Raw genomic sequence first — 16,071 nt, 5'->3', positions numbered from 1 at the left:
ACACACACTTACGGCTCTTTCTCTACTTTGGTTGCGTTTCAACAATTATTTTCCTGCTGAAATAAGATTAGCAAATAATCTGTATGCACCCGATACACCCGCTGGCAATTGACGGAAGAAAGCATATCCTGTAAAAATATAATTTCCCTTTCCGTATTTAGCATATAATAAACCGCCATTCGCTGGTGCTTCATTCGGGTCGTTTGATGACAGAATAGCATCATATTTCCCATCCCATTCGTTCGAGAAATACAAACCTCTTTCTTGAATCCAACCATCAAAATCTTTTGAAGTAATCTTATTCGGACTATTCAATAAAATACTTTCTGGTTTCAAAAAACGAACTTCTGCTTCTTCAACCGTTACTCTATCTCTTGATAATTTAAAAGGATAAGGACCAATACCCATCTCTAGTTTTTGCAAATTGCTATTTACTTGATATTGAACAACCATGTTTCCACCTTTTTCAACGTAGTCCATCAATTTCTTCTGATAATAAGTAATACGTTCTTCGGTATTGTAAGCTCTTACACCAACAACGATGGCATCAAACTTCGATAAATCTTCGTTTAATTCTTTCTCCGTTAAAATCGTCACATTATAGCCAATCTGGCGCAAAGCCATTGGAACATCATCGCCTGCTCCTACGATGTAACCAATATTTTTGCCTTTCGTTTTAATATCTAGTTTCACCACTTTAGCTTCTGCTACTGGGAAAAGTGTTTGCGGAGGAATATGGTCATAAGCAACGGTTAAAATCCCTCTGTCATAAGTCCCATTGGCTGTTTTTACAATGGCTTTTACTGTTCCTTCTGGGGTTGTGCTTGAAGGAGTAACTTTAAAGACCAATTTCAATTCTTGGTATTTATTTGCTAAATAAAAATCTATACTTGCAGGATTTGCTTTCCAACCTGTTGGTAAATCTAAACTTACCGAACCAGAAGTTTTACTCTTTCCAGATTTTAAAGTTACTTCTACTTCTTTGGCTTGTTCATTGGCAAAAACATATACTTTATCTGAAATATTCGCAGTTACTTCTGGACGAATTTCAAAGGTGCGATAAAGTTCTCCACGAGTTTCATCCGTATATTTATAGATAACTGGCGTGCTAAAAGTGAAAGACTGATTATCAATCACGAAAGTAAATTCTGCTTGTAAATCTGCTGGTTTTTCTGGTAAACCAATCAAAGTTTGGTCATCTACACGATACATTCCTTTTCCCATTTTCTTTTCAGCCAACCAAAAAGGTTGTGTCAATGGCTGATTTTTCGGAATCTCAACTGAGAAATTAATGCGTTGCAATTCATTATTGGCTAAACTAACATTGAAAGTACTGTCTTTTCCCAAACCAATTAATTTGATTTTCTGTAAGTTTACGCCAAAATCAGAACGTTTTACTGCTGTAGCAAGAATATTGATTTTCTCTCCAGAAGAAGCTGAATATTCATTAGGATTCGCTTCAAAATATAAACCAGTACAAGCAATAATCAGGTTTTCAATTTCTTTTTTCTTCTGTGTTTTCCAATACTCATCGCCAATTTTATCAAGTGTTTTATAAGCTTCTAATAAAGACGGAACAATCGTTGAAGGATTTTCTGGATTAAAACTATTAATCGCAAGGTTAATCCAAGATTCTACTTCTTTTCCACCTTTTACTCTGCTCCAACTTAAATCAACACCATCAAAAACATCTTTTTGAGCAAGTTCACCGAATTTATGGACAAAATATTCTGGACGTAAACCACGAGTACGAGGAACACCAAAACCTTGAGATTTATGCTGTGATCTACTTTCTGCCGCAATTTCAGAATAAGCTTTTCCCAACAAAGGATTATATCCGCCAATTTCCACTTGAATAAAAGTACCTTCTGCTGGCTTTTGTGATACTGCTCCGAAATTGAAAGTATTCCAAACCACTCTTTTTGCTTGCCAAGGTTTTACATATTTCAATTGTTCTGGAAACTTTGTGGGGTCGCCTGAAATTTTAAAAGCCTCTTCTGCCAAAGCTGCCGAAGCAGAGTGATTTCCATGACCAGCACGAGCGTCAGGCGGAAAACGACAAATGATTACATCTGGACGAAGATTTCTGATTCTCCATACCACATCTGCTAAAACCGCATCTTTCCCCCAAATCTGAAGTGTTTCTTCAGTGTTTTTAGAAAAACCAAAGTCGTTGGCACGAGTAAAATATTGTTCTGGACCATCAATCGCACGAGCCGCCAATAATTCTTGGGTACGAATCAAGCCTAATAAATCGCCTAATTCTGAACCAATTAAATTCTGACCGCCGTCTCCACGGGTAATTGATAAATACGCTGTTCTTACTTTACGTTCTTTGGCAAGCCACGAAAGCATTACAGTATTTTCATCGTCTGGGTGAGCAGCTATGTACATGGCTGTACCAAGTACATTCAATTTTTTAAGGTTCAACAAAAGCTCGCCAGCGGGCATTGGTTTAATGGGTTGAGCAGTAATGTTGAACAATGAACCAAGCAGTATTAAGAATAGAAAAATGGTTTTGTTCGATTTGATATTCATCTGAGAAATTTTATAGTTCAACGTGAAATTAATGGAAAACATTAAGAATATTAAAGAGAGAAAAATAATGGATTTAATAGCAGGAATAAAATTAATTCGCTGAATGACGTTAAACGCATTGAAAAAGGCAGAAAACACAATAAACCTTTATTCTCAATATTTTACAATTATTCAACATCAATACTCCAATTTCATAGCTTCTCTCAATCATTAAAAAATATTTTAATATTTTACATATATTGCCGATTACAAAATAAAAATTAAGTATTCTTGCTTATTTTTGAATCAAATCATACAAAGAAGTACAATAATCCCAAATATTATGTATTAAATTTAGCACATCATTCATCAGCAATGAAGAAGGCTTGGCTTTCCTTGTGAACGTCAGGCAACTGAGTACTTCTAAAAATATTAATAATTTTCAATCTTACTATGTCCAATTTTTTAAAACTAAATCTCAAGCAATTTCATCTTATTCTGATGCTATTGTTTGTACAACAAATCCAAGCACAAAATCAGTATGAACTGAATAGTGCTTGGAAATGTAATCCCATTAAAAGCACCAAAGAAAGTGGCGAACTCATCTCCTCCCCTAGCTTTTCGCTTCATAATTGGAAAACCGCCGTTGTTCCGGGTACGGTGCTTACAAGTATGTTGGCTAATAAAGAAGTGCCAGACCCTTTTTATGGCATGAACAATGAGAAAATTCCAGATATTTATAATACTGGCAGAGAGTATTATACTTATTGGTTTGCCAAAGATTTTAAAGAAAGTATTCCTGCTGATGGTTCAGAAGTTTGGTTAAAATTCAGAGGTATCAATTATAGCTGTGATGTTTTCTTGAATGGTAAAAAAGTAAACCAGAAAGTATTTGAAGGAATGTTTTTACGTCAGTCTTTCAACATCACTAAATTCTTGGCAAAAGATGGTAACAATCGTTTAGCGGTGATTGTCTATCCTCCTTATACTGTCGGAAATGCAAATGGTGGACAAGGCGGTGATGGAACTATAGCTAAAAACGTTTCACTACAATATACTGCTGGTTGGGACTGGATTCGCCCAATCCGTGATAGAAATACAGGTATCTGGGATAAAGTTTATATTGAAAAAACAGGAAAAGTAAATCTAAAAGACCCGCATATCATTACGCTAGTTCCTGAAAAAAGAATGCCTGATGCGATTCAAAAACCTGCAATTATCAAAGCTTCTGCCGATTTAGAGAATCCTTCTAGCCAAAAAGTGGAAGGTACTTTAGTTTATACAATGGATGGAATGAAGGTAGCGAAAAAAGTAATCCTTCCTCCGAATAGCACAACTACTGTTTCTTTAGCTGATTTATCTTTAAAGAATCCTCGTTTATGGTGGCCTGCTGGTTATGGAAAACAAGAATTGTATGATACTAAATTTGAATTTATCGTCAATGATAAAGTATCCGACCAAGAAGCTGTAAAAGTTGGTGTCCGTGAAATCCAAACAGATTGGAATGCACATACAGCTAGCCGTCAGGTTTATGTAAACGGACAAAAAGTATTTATCAAAGGTGGTAATTGGATTATCTCTGATGCGATGTTACGTTTTACTGACGAGCGTTATGATGCAGAAATTCGTTTTCATCGTGATATGAACTTAAATCTTATTCGTATTTGGGGCGGTGCTTTAGTAGAACGTCCTGAGTTTTATGCAGCTTGTGATAAATATGGGATGTTGGTTTTCCAAGATTTCTGGATGTCAGGCGATTGTAATGGTCGCTGGGTTGACCCAATGAAGAAAGAAGACCAATGGACTAGAAGAAATTATCCTGATAATCATCAATTATTCTTAGAATCTGCTGCCGACATGATTAAAATGGTGAGAAATCACGCTTCTTTAGCAATATGGTGTGGCGGAAATGAGATTACCCCTCCAGAAGACATCCTTGTTCCTTTAAGAGATGAGATTTTGCCTAAATTAGATGGTACTCGTTGGTTTATTGATTATTCCAATTCTGATGAAATGTCATTTAATTCATTAGGTGGTAATGGCGACGGTCCTTATGGCATTCAACCATTAGATGTTTTCTGGAATCAACGTACTTTCCCTTTCAATTCAGAAGTTGGTTCAGTAGGTACGGGTGATTATGAATCTTTGAAACGCTTCATTCCTAAAGAAAACCTTGTTGTTCCATACCATGATGCTAACCAAAAGCCTGATTCTGTTTGGACATATCATACTTATACAGGCGTTGGTTATAATGAATTTATTAATCCTTATGGAAAACCTAAAGACATCAAAGATTTTGGTTTGAAAGCACAATTAGTAAATTATGATCAATATCGTGGCTTGATTGAAGGTTTCTCTTCACATATTTGGGATTGGTACACAGGCGTAATCATCTGGAAAACACAAAATCCTTGGACTGCCATGCGTGGACAAATGTATGATTACTATTTAGACCCTAACGCTTGTTTGTATGGTTTAAGAAATGGAAGCGAATTGGTACACATCATGGCAAATCCTGTAGATGGTATGTTAATGATGGTAAACAATGATTTCAAAGCTCGTAGAAATTTGATGTTGGTTGCCAAAGCGTATAAGATAGACGGTACTGTTAAAGAAATTACCCAAGTATTTACTTATATCGAAGCAAGTTCTGTGAAAAAGATTCTTTCGGTGAAAAAGATTTTAGATGAAATCGGTGCAGAAGATGGTTCGTTTTTGTCTTTACAATTATTAGATGAAAACAAACAAATCGTAAGTGATAATATGTATTGGTATCCGAATGCAAAAGGAGAATATACTGGTTTACAAAAAATGAAAGCTGCTGAAAATTTAAAAGTTTCAGTAAAAAGTATTGCATCGGGCAAAGTACAAGTCACATTAACAAACCCAGCAAATAATCCAATCGCTTTCTTTAATAGAGTATCTTTAGTAGATGCCACTAGCAAAGAGAGAATCTTACCAGTATTTTATAATGATAATTATGTTTCTATCGCTCCGGGTGCAGAGAAAACTATTATCATCGACAACGTTCCTTTACAAACAAAATCACAAGTATCAATTGAAGGCTGGAATTACGCTTTGAAGTATTTTAACGTTAATTAAAGTCTATGAGTTGATGAGTTTAATGTTGATGAGAAGAGTTTTTTGTTTGATGTTAAGTATTCTTCCGCCGTTGTTCGTGTCTCACGAACAACGGCGATTTTATCATTGTAACATTATTCTCATAAACCCTAAACTCATAAACTCAAAAAAACTCCTAAGCATCTTCCTTATCCCTAAGCTTACTAAGTACTTCAGTAATTTCTCTGGTATAAATATCTAATCTTTCCGCAGCATGTTTGATGCCATTGATAAAAGTAGCAAGCTCTTCTTGCGAAAGAGAAACATCATCAAACAAATTACAAATTCCCAACATCAAAGTAACAGGATGACGCACCTCATGCGAAATCTTAAATAAAAGCCCTTCTAAATCCTTAATACGCTGTTCTCTTTCCTCCTCAGCCTTTTTACGATCATCAATAGGAATTCTGATAGAAAAATATTGAATGATATTACGATTTTCATCAAAAACTGGAAGAATGATACTATCCTGCCAGAAATAAGTACCATCTTTTGCAATACTTTTCACTTCGTTTCGCCACATTTCTCCTGCTGAAATCGTTTGCCACATTTCTCTAAAAAATGTTCCAGCATGATAATTAGCATTTAAAATTCTATGATTTTTACCTATCAATTCCTCCTCTTGATATTTACTAACCTCACAAAATTTCTTGTTGACATAAACAATTACTCCCTTTGTGTCAGTAACAGAACAAATGATACTTTCGTCAATCGCCATTTGATAAGCCTCCAGAAACCTTAATAACTCCAGTTTCGACTTATCTTTAAAAGTATAGTTCTCTGCCATAAATGTGTATCACTTTTTAATAGATTCAAAGAGCAAAATTAAGCATTTGCATTTTAAAGCCTCAAAAACTGACAAAAAGCAGTTTTTTAAGTAGATAAGACAACGATTTATAAGAACAAAGCCAAAGCACTCTTTCATATCTTTCAAAGTTTTGACTTTCAGTAGATTAAAATCTATTAAGTTACGCTAAAACATATTCTTTTTGCATCATTTTAATAAATGATATTTGTCATTTTATTGGGCAATAACACTCATGAAACAATATGTTGATAGTCATTCACTAGCCTTAACAAAAGTTATAATTTTGAATAAGAAATTTAATAAAGCATTAATAATCAAGGTCATGAACATTTCAAGTAATATTTATTACCGCCAAGTATTACTCATTACTTGTTAAACATAAGATTAAATCCGCCACTAATGAAATAACCACTATCTCTTAATAAAACAACCTCATACATTTACGACCGCCATCGTATTGTATAGAGGTTGTTTGCTTTTTAGGCTTGTTGATTATCTTTAACAAAGGCGGAATGTTTAATAAAATCATTGTAGCAGTAACTCTTGCAATTACCGTTTTCTATTCCAACCAATAAAGGCAACCGCAAGGGATTACCTCTACAGATTTTGCCTCTACAACAAACTAACTACTTCTAAAATATGTAAAACGATAAAGAAATTAAAGCCAAATAATTATCTTTATCAATTACATACAAATCAATAAACTGCACAAAACAATGACAACAATTTCGACACAAAGACATCTGTATAGATTTTACATCATCCTTACGATAACCTGTGCTTTCTTTCTTTTCTATGGTTCAACAATCTTACTATCCACAATTGATAAACTAGCAGATGATGAACTGGAAGTGGGTGATGGGATATTCTTCCTATTTGGATTAGGCGTGGTTACCTACTCACTTTATGATACATTTACTTATTTCAAAAAAACGCCTTTGGTTACTATCAAAAATGATACTATTACTTTTGGCGATAGTGAATCATTCCTTATCAAAGACATTACATACATTACTTTCTCCACAAAAATACCTTTTAGTAAAACTTATAGAAATGAATTAGAAGGGATGATTATTCAGTTTAAAAACGGTACAGAAAAAGTACTTTATGATGATTTGTATGAGAATTTATGGGAAATAAAATCTTTCCTTTATCAAGTAGTGGAACAACAACAAGCCTACCAAGCATTTGAAGTAAATCAGTATGAATCTATTGATTTATCCTTGACTGAAAAGCAAGTTTTTAAAGGGAATCAATTTACAAGTTTTAGAGGTATTCTACTTTGGTCTTTTATTGCCTATTTTGTTTGTGCAATGCCATCAATAATTAACAATCCTTATAGTCTTTCAATAATTTATGTCATACCTATTCTGATAGCAGGCATTTTATTTTTTTCTTGGATGATGAATTACATCATTATTGCCAACGATTATTTGGTCATCAAAAATCATAACATCTGGTTTTGGCAAAATATTTATGCTTTAAAAGACATCAAAGAAATAGTCTTTGAAACTGCCAGAAAAAACCCTAACGCTATCAGAATCATCACTAAAGACTTTAAATCCACCTCATACAAAGCATCCACATTAAGCGATACTACTTGGCTACAATTAGAAGAACAATTAAACATAAAAGGTATTGAAGTAAGGAATGAAATTATTTAAAATGGATAAGCTGACTTAAAAATCTCTTGTTCATAAAGATAAATTCTTATTAAAATCATTGTAGCGGTAACTCTTGCAGTTACCGTTTTTGCCCTTGTTGGAATTATTTCCAACAAGACAGGCGTCAGCAACGCATCATTTCTTTTATAATTGATTTTCTTAATTGAAATTAGCGTGTTGCTGACGCAAAGCTTGTTGGTGAAAAAACACCAACAAAGGCGGAACACTAATAAAGGCATTAAACCTATAAGGTTTTTAAAACCTTATAGGTTTATAACTACAACACAAACTAAATAGAAACAACGTAATGCTCCATGAAAATACTAGAATGGTTTTATAGACCTAAGCCACTTGATACACAAGCATTAGCAGAAAAATATCCTGATATTACCTTTGAGATGTGTTTTAAACTAGATACCCTAGAAGTATCTGAAATTATTGACCTTGTCAATAATCCAAATATGGGTTATATCCTTAAACGTTGGACAGGATATAAAGATTTTTCAATAGAAAAAGGGAATACCTTTTTTTCCAAAATGAAAAAAGAACGATTTTTCTATTATGGACATCTTTTTTATGATACAGAAAATAAGCATAGATTGACTATAGCAAATATTGTCCCAATTGTTAGTCCTGGATTAATTCGAATAATATGGAGAGGAAGTATTGAAAAATTTAACCTGCCAGTATTCGAGCCTTTTTTTACTCATAAAGGTTTTGTATGTGCTTACTCTTTTTGGGGTTTAGATGAGTTTTTACAAAATGAAACATTTGTGAGAAACTATCTAGAAAAAGAAATACCAATTGACAAAAGAAAAGTTTTACGTATTGATGGTGAAAAGCGAATAAATATTGATGGAAACCCGGGAAGAAACCGACAAGTGTGTAATATGATGCTGAGGTCTTGTTGGCGAATGTGGTTTGGGGAACAAGCTTATGAAATGATAAAAAGGGAAAAAGTAGAAGGATTCGAAGAAGGTATGCAGAATATTTTGCTTGAAAATGGGATACGGTTTATAGAATTATATGATAATCCTTTTGATTCAAATGAACCATACAATAGAGAAATTCAGCAAAAATTTAATGAAACTATTGATATTGAGAGCATATATAAATATTGTTTGGAACATTTTGGAATGCGCATCCCTATTGGAAGCACTAAAGCAGAATGGGGACAAAATTGGAGAGCGGATTGAAAAGTTAGTTATTGGTTGTATGTAAAAAATAGACAAGGGTACAAATTTTCATCAGCATTAAGTAATAATATTTAACTAAAATAAAATATGAAATTCGAGACTTATGACTATTGGGATTATTCATTAAACAAACTTTTGTCTATAGACACTTCTAAGACATTTAAAAACGAATTAATGAAACAAGTATCTATTCAGCTAAAACAGTTTTTAGGCGAAATATTTGACCCTGAAGATTTCTTAATAATATTTAAAGATTTTCCTCAAATCATCGAAAATACATCAAAAACAACAGTATATCCATTTCTACTATCTTATTATACGCATTATGCCACTGATGCCACACTCTATTGGGAAAATCTAAAAGGTGATAATCCAATCAATTGTGGAGAAAAAATCGAAAAAGATAGTATCCGTTTTTGGATTGAAGATTTGAACGTAGAATATTTAAAAAATAATCTTATCAAATATGCTTATCTAAAACGGAAAGTATTTTTGGATGGATATCGATTTGTTGTAGTACTTAAAAAACCAGATATTGACATTAGCGTGAAGATTATTTTTGATGAAAATCTCTCTGTTGAACAAGCTGATGCCCTTGAGCATTTTATCGGTAAATCAATTAGTAATTATAATGAAAATAATCAGCAAGGAATAGCAGGTTTTGAAGGATTAATACATTCTTTTTCATTAAAAGAATTCAAAAATAAAGACTATGCAATCTTTCAAATAGATTTAGGAAGTGCTGCTGATATAGGTATGAAAAAAATAATACAAGACTTAAGTGATAGCAGTTTTATCATAAAAAAAATTGAAATAAAGGGAATATAGATTTAAAAAATGGGCATTAGCAAACTGCAAAGGCTATAATTAGTTTTTCTTAATTGTCATTAGCGTGTTATTCATGTATTAGTTATTTGAAAAAATAAATAGCAGTAAATAAACATCATAGTTTTTTTAAAATGAAAAAATTAGTTGATAGTCATCACGGTATGCTTTGGGAAGTCCCTATGGCTCAGAATCTAGGCTTTGCTTATGTACAAACAATTTGTTTGGCAGAGTTTGGACATATAGGTACAATAGTAAAAGTGCTTAATTATCGAAGCGATAAACCACGTAAAGAAAAATCAACAACCTTTTTTGAGCAATTTGATTTTTTGTCAACACCGATTTTAGGAATCAATCCACCACCACAGAGAGGAGATCATAAATGGAGAAAACTGGATTATTTTCCCTTGAGTCAAGAAGATTTGTCTTGTCCAGAGTTTACATCTCCCTTTATTTATGAGAGTTATCCAAAACCAGAGGATAGTGAATGGTTAGTTTATTCTAGTACATCTCTTGATTCTCGATTTCCAGATATTACATTTAATTATGATGATGTGAAGCATTTAAGTATAATTGTCTTTACAAATTTACGATATATGAGACATCGCATAACGCTAGAGTGGATGAAGTATTTAGGGTTGGATTATGAAAAATACCAAATGGAAGAAGAACGTCAATATATTTATATAGAAGACCAAAAGTATTTTGTGAAGTGTGGGGTAGATTATTCAAAAGTTGATAAATCTATAAGAGGTAGAGCGGTAAGAAGATAGACGTTAAAAACCTTTACTTGGTGTAGTGAAAAACACTCCGCCAAGCGTGGGCATTAAACCTATAAGGTTTTTAAAACCTTATAGGTTTAAACGAAATCATAAACACCTAAAAAACAATATATTACATTGATTATTACCCTAAAAATCCCAACCTTATCATTTTATGATAATTCAATAAAAATCATAAATGCTAGTTTATTTCCTCCTCTGATATTCCTTTAGCTAATTTGTATTAATATTCAATTATAATAGCCTATTTTATAATTTCTCTATCATCCTTCCCATTTCAGACAGTACCTGACGCAAAGCTTGTTGTTAAAAAAACATCAACAAAGACGTATAAAATATTTTATACGGGCTACAGTAATCCATTGTAAGTCTATTTTATAGTTTTTGCATGTTATAATCAACTATTGTTATACTACGATATAATTCTTACGTATTACAATTAACCATTGTTACACTACAATACAATTTTTACGTGTTACAATTAGTAATTGTTATACTACTATGAAATTCTTGCGTATTACAATGAATCATTGTTACACTACTATATAATTTTTACGTGTTACAATTAGTAATTGTTATACTATTTTATAATTTTTACGTGTTACAATTAATTATTGTTACACTACTATATAATTTTTACGTGTTACAATTAGTTATTGTTATACTACTATATAATTTTTGCGTGTTACAATTATCCATTGTTACACTATAATAAAGTCTTTTAAACAAGAAAAAAAGAGAAGTTACTCATAAATAAAGATATTCTGAGAGACTATTAATCAATTTTCTAAAGAAATATTTAAGCTTATTATTCAAAAAAAAATTATCTTTAAATAAAAAATCAAAGATTAAATCATTACAAATCAATGCTTTAATCATCTACTTTATTCCATACATGTTCAACATTTAAAATACCCATTGATATGCCTAAAATCACAATCCTCAGAAGTTTTAAAAGATACAGAGAAGATGAATTAAACATCAAGACTTCGGCAATTATTCAAAGCCTAACAGGAAACCCTCATTTTCCTACTCCGCAACCCAGTTTAGAAGAAATTAATCAAAGCAGAATAGCGTTTCTGGATGCTTTGGTAGCATCTAAGACTGGAAGCAAACAGGCAACTCTTTATAAAAAAGAATGTAGAAGTATTTTAGAAAAACAATTAGAATTGTTGGGCTTGTATGTAAATATGAATTGTTTTGACAATGAAGTAATAGCCCAAAGTTCAGGATTTGATGTTAAAAAGAAAGGAAAGCCCGTTGGTATTTTAGCCAAACCCAGCAATTTGACAATAGTTAACGGTCCAGTAAAAGGTACTTTAATCGCCAATATAGATAGAATAAACAGAGCCAAAAGCTATATTTATCAGATTACAACTTCCCCCCTAACAGAAACAAGTATTTGGGAAACGCATGTCTCCAGTCGTAAAAAAATTGAAATTGAAAACCTACAATCAGGCACAGAATACGCCATTAAAGTAGCCGCAGTAGGTAAAGAACCAATCTTGGTGTATTCGGATGTGGTGTTTAGTTATGTTTTGTGAGACTTCAAACACATATTATTAAAAATGGATTGATGAAAAAACTATCATCAATCCATTTTTAATAAAGTAATATATTTTCTTTTATCGCTAAAATGTTATTTTGATTATCTATGTCACTCTGACAGCTAAATAAATTTTATTACAAATGTGGAAGAGTTTTAATTTTACTCTGAATTAAAAACTTATTCCAAAAGTTCGATTTTAAAGATAGTCAATTCACGTTCTGTTTGATTTTGCCTCAGGTAGATTTTTAATTTTTCATTACCAACGTTACATTCAATAAAGTAATAAAAGACAGTATTGAGAAGCTGTTTTAAATTACCATTAATTATTGAATCAATAGTGAAAATATTACATCATTAAATTGTTGTCGAGTTATTAATTCTTTAATCATATCAACATTTAATTATATTTATCGAATCAATTAATATTTCTAAACATTTCAATAAAATACACATATCATGAAAAAACTATTACTCACCGTTTTTGCTTCTTTGGCACTCTCAAGTACTTTTGCTCAACAAACAGAATTACATTTTGCTTTAAATTCTGGGCTTTTTTCATTTCATGGAGAATCATCCAATGCTAATTCAGTTATTAATTACATTGCTGACAGTAAGAGTGGTTACACCAATAATCCTTATGGCACAAAGTCGGCACTTTCTTATGGTTTTTCTGGGAATTTGAAGAGAGTTACCAAAAAGAATTTTATTCTTGGTCTTGACTTTGGCTATGAAAGCCTGAGAAGTAAAGTAAACATTCTTGGAGTGTATGGAACACCACAGTCTCCTGGTAATCTACTAGCAACTAAAGGGAGTACAATTTTAAGTGCAGATTTTATTAATATCTTTCCATCGCTAGGACATCGTTTTCATGCTAAAAAAATAGCCATTGATTTAACTGGGGGCTTTGATATTGGTATCAATCTCAAAACACAAGAAAACGGAAAAGCAACCGCTGTGGATGGTACAGTATTTACCACTGAAAGAGATAGAAAAACTATCAATACAGAAGTTAGACCAAGAATTCAGCTTGCTGCAAATTATAACAAGATGGGGGTTTATGCTGGATATTCTTATGGTTTTATGAATTATTTGGATGGTTTTGAAGGAGGCTCACCATATTGTGTTTCAAGACTAATACGTTTTGGAGTAACTTATAAATTATTGTAAATGAGTGACATGCAATAAAAAGCGTCTTGAAATTGAATTTTCAAGACGCTTTTTTATTTGTTTATGCTCTAACTTACTTACTCTTTGCATCCCAAAGAGCAGCTTTTGCTAAAGCGGCTTTATCAGAACTTCTGGCTTTAATCCAGTTACTCAAGAATTTATATGATTTCTTATCTGTTGTTGCATCCACTAAACTATCTAACACAGCAAGAGCTTTCGGTACTTGTCCTTCTCGGAAATAAGCTGTTGATTCTTCTCGCCAAACTCTGCCATTAATAGATTTTTTATCTACGCCTAGTTTAGCCAAGTTTGCTCTTACCTGATTGATTTTTGCTACAGAGTATTTCATTCCACGACTACTGTACAAAGAATACATGATAATATTTTCAGCCGTTTGCTTTACCAAGTTTTTATCATATTTGGCATTAAATTCTCCTAAATGGCTAATCATGTATTCAAAGATATTATTCTCATCGTCCATGATGACTTTTTGTAACAATAAGAAACTGGTATTATTGCCGTATTGTGTTGCAGGAACGATTTTCGCATAATTATTCATCACATTGATATTATCAAGTGTATCACGCATGATTCTCGCCATAAAACCATATTCAATCAAAAAGTTGGCATCACGATTCCCCGAACGATAGCTTGCTTTATAATTGCTTGTACGTTGTTTAGGGTCGATAGCTTTGTTGGCAGCTTCAATTAATGCTTGTGGAGTATTATAGTTTTCGCCCAAAACAGTAATGTGCATTAATTTTACATCTTTATCAAAAAACAAAAGCGTTGGAGTAGAAGGAATCCAAATACCTTGTTTGTTCAAGAAAGCTGCTCCTTCTGCTGAAGTAATATCTAACTTATAGTTTACAAAGTTTTGATTGTAAAGACTTCCTACTTGGGCATTTTCAAAAGTAGGTTTAAAAGCATTACAAACATGACATGTTGGTGCATATACTTCTAAATGTACAGGTTTGTTTTGTGCTTTAGCTAAATCGAAAACTGTTCTAAGGTTTCCGCTTTGTAAAAAAGCTGTTCCTTTTTGTGCAGTAACTAAATGCGTGAGGAATAAAAAGAGAGAAAGAGTAAAGAATTTTTTCATGGTTAAAAATGGGAATTGCAATAAAAAACCTCATCCCCCAACCCCTTCTCCTGTTGAGAAGGGGAGCATTAATCTTTAGAGTTTGCTTGCTCCCCTCTCAACAGGAGAGGGGTCGGGGGTGAGGTTTTATTGCTGTTGTTCAGCGGCTTTAATTTCTTCTTGCAGGTTTTTAGTTAAAGTTCTACAAAGGTTATCAATTAAAGTGGACATCTTTTGGTCGCCAGTGGCATCTACTAAGGTATTTCCAATACTTCCGATTACTTCAATGTAAAAACGTTTCATTTCTAAAACGTCCATATCTTTTGTCCAAAGTGGTAAAGCTAAAGTTCCTTTGTGATAATGATCCCAAACACCCACAAAGATAGATTTTGTTTCTTCAATACCTTCGTTTGGATTGTCTGTTGCTGACCATTGAATTTGTTCTGGGATACTTTGGTCGTCTAATGTTACTTTAAAATTAATTTCAGAATGTTTCATTATAAAAGATTGGTACTTTTTATATAATTGTTTTTTAATTGAATCGCAAAAAACTGATAGCTGATGACTCAAAGCTGATAGCTAATAGGCTATTGATTTGCAAAAACTTTTTTCAATAAATCCGATACACGAGCAGCAGGATTCTCTCTGATTTTCTGTTCTTCTTGAGCGACTAAAAGGAATAACCCATCAATTGCTTTTTGAGTTGCATATTGTTTCAAATCTGGGTTTACTTTTTTCGTAAAAGGAATTTTATTGTATGTTGTAGCAATATCTCCATACAGTTTAGTAGCACCTGTAGAATTGATAGATTCTTCCATTACTGGCGCAAAAGCATTGGTTAAAGCTACCGAAGATGTTCTTTTTAAGTAATTGGTAGCGGCATCTTTATCACCTTTCAAAATACTCAAAGCATCTTGAATCGTCATTTTAGTAATTGCATCCACAAAAATAGGAACGGCTTTCTCTGCGGCTTTTTCTGCTCCACGGTTCAAAGCAGTAATAAATTTATCGCATTGCGCACCCAAGCCAATCTGACGAAGTTTTTGTTCTACATTCTGTGCTTCTGGCGGAAATAACAATTTAATGGTTTGGTTGCCAAGATAACCATCTAAAGCAGAAGCCTTTGATGAACTGTTTTTAATACCAACCGTTAAAGCTTCTTTCAAACCTTTCCCGATTTCATCCGTTGTCAAAGCACCGGGTGTACCACTCAAAACATCATTCGCTTGTTTGAGGATATTACCAATATTCTGTGAATTACAACTACTCACAGAAAACATTAAGGATAGGCCTAAGAAAATTCTTTTCATTTTTTTAAATTTCAATGTTTAACAATATGAAAACTGACAAATTTTATGGAAA

Annotated in this window: 12 protein-coding genes; 7 read left to right on the top strand and 5 right to left on the bottom strand. The window is 32.7% G+C overall.

Annotation, left to right across the window (positions count from 1 at the left end; all coding sequences use genetic code 11):
- Positions 1 to 45 precede the first annotated feature (45 nt).
- Complete coding sequence (locus ABID42_RS11010; protein WP_367283704.1) at positions 46 to 2,538, bottom strand: PIG-L family deacetylase; 2,493 nt, start codon at positions 2,536 to 2,538, stop codon at positions 46 to 48.
- A gap of 432 nt (positions 2,539 to 2,970) precedes the next feature.
- On the opposite strand from ABID42_RS11010, the gene ABID42_RS11005 reads away from it, so the two are divergent.
- Entirely contained in the window at positions 2,971 to 5,619 is a 2,649-nt protein-coding gene (locus ABID42_RS11005; protein WP_367283703.1) for a glycoside hydrolase family 2 protein, read from the top strand.
- A 154-nt stretch (positions 5,620 to 5,773) separates the two neighbouring features.
- On the opposite strand, the gene ABID42_RS11000 is transcribed toward ABID42_RS11005, so the two are convergent.
- Complete coding sequence (locus ABID42_RS11000) at positions 5,774 to 6,424, bottom strand: PAS domain S-box protein (protein WP_367283702.1); 651 nt, start codon at positions 6,422 to 6,424, stop codon at positions 5,774 to 5,776.
- 737 nt (positions 6,425 to 7,161) lie between these two features.
- Here ABID42_RS11000 and ABID42_RS10995 point away from each other — a divergent pair.
- The 6 genes from ABID42_RS10995 to ABID42_RS10970 all read left to right on the top strand — a co-directional run bounded on the left by ABID42_RS10995 (position 7,162) and on the right by ABID42_RS10970 (position 13,628).
- Positions 7,162 to 8,109, top strand: coding sequence for a hypothetical protein (locus ABID42_RS10995; RefSeq protein ID WP_367283701.1), 948 nt, complete (start codon positions 7,162 to 7,164; stop codon positions 8,107 to 8,109).
- A 314-nt stretch (positions 8,110 to 8,423) separates the two neighbouring features.
- The gene (locus tag ABID42_RS10990; protein WP_367283700.1) at positions 8,424 to 9,305 is read left to right on the top strand and encodes a hypothetical protein; all 882 of its coding nucleotides are present in this window, start codon (positions 8,424 to 8,426) and stop codon (positions 9,303 to 9,305) included.
- 87 nt (positions 9,306 to 9,392) lie between these two features.
- Positions 9,393 to 10,133, top strand: a complete 741-nt coding sequence (locus ABID42_RS10985; RefSeq protein WP_367283699.1) for a hypothetical protein — start codon at positions 9,393 to 9,395, stop codon at positions 10,131 to 10,133.
- Positions 10,134 to 10,264: 131 nt separating this feature from the next.
- Positions 10,265 to 10,903, top strand: a complete 639-nt coding sequence (locus ABID42_RS10980) for a hypothetical protein (protein ID WP_367283698.1) — start codon at positions 10,265 to 10,267, stop codon at positions 10,901 to 10,903.
- A 932-nt stretch (positions 10,904 to 11,835) separates the two neighbouring features.
- Positions 11,836 to 12,456, top strand: coding sequence for a fibronectin type III domain-containing protein (locus tag ABID42_RS10975; RefSeq protein WP_367283697.1), 621 nt, complete (start codon positions 11,836 to 11,838; stop codon positions 12,454 to 12,456).
- A 461-nt stretch (positions 12,457 to 12,917) separates the two neighbouring features.
- Positions 12,918 to 13,628, top strand: a complete 711-nt coding sequence (locus ABID42_RS10970) for a hypothetical protein (protein WP_367283696.1) — start codon at positions 12,918 to 12,920, stop codon at positions 13,626 to 13,628.
- Positions 13,629 to 13,701: 73 nt separating this feature from the next.
- Here the strand turns inward: ABID42_RS10970 and ABID42_RS10965 are convergent, their stop codons facing one another.
- The 3 genes from ABID42_RS10965 to ABID42_RS10955 all read right to left on the bottom strand — a co-directional run bounded on the left by ABID42_RS10965 (position 13,702) and on the right by ABID42_RS10955 (position 16,019).
- Positions 13,702 to 14,730, bottom strand: a complete 1,029-nt coding sequence (locus ABID42_RS10965) for a thioredoxin family protein (protein WP_367283695.1) — start codon at positions 14,728 to 14,730, stop codon at positions 13,702 to 13,704.
- Positions 14,731 to 14,856: 126 nt separating this feature from the next.
- The gene (gldC, locus tag ABID42_RS10960; protein ID WP_323324841.1) at positions 14,857 to 15,207 is read right to left on the bottom strand and encodes a gliding motility protein GldC; all 351 of its coding nucleotides are present in this window, start codon (positions 15,205 to 15,207) and stop codon (positions 14,857 to 14,859) included.
- A gap of 89 nt (positions 15,208 to 15,296) precedes the next feature.
- The gene (locus ABID42_RS10955; protein WP_323258999.1) at positions 15,297 to 16,019 is read right to left on the bottom strand and encodes a DUF4197 domain-containing protein; all 723 of its coding nucleotides are present in this window, start codon (positions 16,017 to 16,019) and stop codon (positions 15,297 to 15,299) included.
- Positions 16,020 to 16,071: the final 52 nt, after the last annotated feature.

The organism is Arcicella rosea (assembly GCF_040543805.1).
Lineage (GTDB): Bacteria > Bacteroidota > Bacteroidia > Cytophagales > Spirosomataceae > Arcicella > Arcicella rosea.
Note: the sequence above shows the minus strand (reverse complement) of the source record. Positions and strands in the feature narration are given on the sequence as shown.

Bases quoted from the DNA above. Each gene is read 5' to 3' on its own strand.
- gldC (WP_323324841.1), bottom strand. From the start codon at position 15,207: ATGAAACATTCTGAAATTAATTTTAAAGTAACATTAGACGACCAAAGT.
- ABID42_RS10980 (WP_367283698.1), top strand. From the start codon at position 10,265: ATGAAAAAATTAGTTGATAGTCATCACGGTATGCTTTGGGAAGTCCCT.
- ABID42_RS10990 (WP_367283700.1), top strand. From the start codon at position 8,424: ATGAAAATACTAGAATGGTTTTATAGACCTAAGCCACTTGATACACAA.
- ABID42_RS10965 (WP_367283695.1), bottom strand. From the start codon at position 14,730: ATGAAAAAATTCTTTACTCTTTCTCTCTTTTTATTCCTCACGCATTTA.
- ABID42_RS10985 (WP_367283699.1), top strand. From the start codon at position 9,393: ATGAAATTCGAGACTTATGACTATTGGGATTATTCATTAAACAAACTT.
- ABID42_RS11005 (WP_367283703.1), top strand. From the start codon at position 2,971: ATGTCCAATTTTTTAAAACTAAATCTCAAGCAATTTCATCTTATTCTG.
- ABID42_RS10970 (WP_367283696.1), top strand. From the start codon at position 12,918: ATGAAAAAACTATTACTCACCGTTTTTGCTTCTTTGGCACTCTCAAGT.
- ABID42_RS11000 (WP_367283702.1), bottom strand. From the start codon at position 6,424: ATGGCAGAGAACTATACTTTTAAAGATAAGTCGAAACTGGAGTTATTA.
- ABID42_RS11010 (WP_367283704.1), bottom strand. From the start codon at position 2,538: ATGAATATCAAATCGAACAAAACCATTTTTCTATTCTTAATACTGCTT.
- ABID42_RS10955 (WP_323258999.1), bottom strand. From the start codon at position 16,019: ATGAAAAGAATTTTCTTAGGCCTATCCTTAATGTTTTCTGTGAGTAGT.
- ABID42_RS10975 (WP_367283697.1), top strand. From the start codon at position 11,836: ATGCCTAAAATCACAATCCTCAGAAGTTTTAAAAGATACAGAGAAGAT.
- ABID42_RS10995 (WP_367283701.1), top strand. From the start codon at position 7,162: ATGACAACAATTTCGACACAAAGACATCTGTATAGATTTTACATCATC.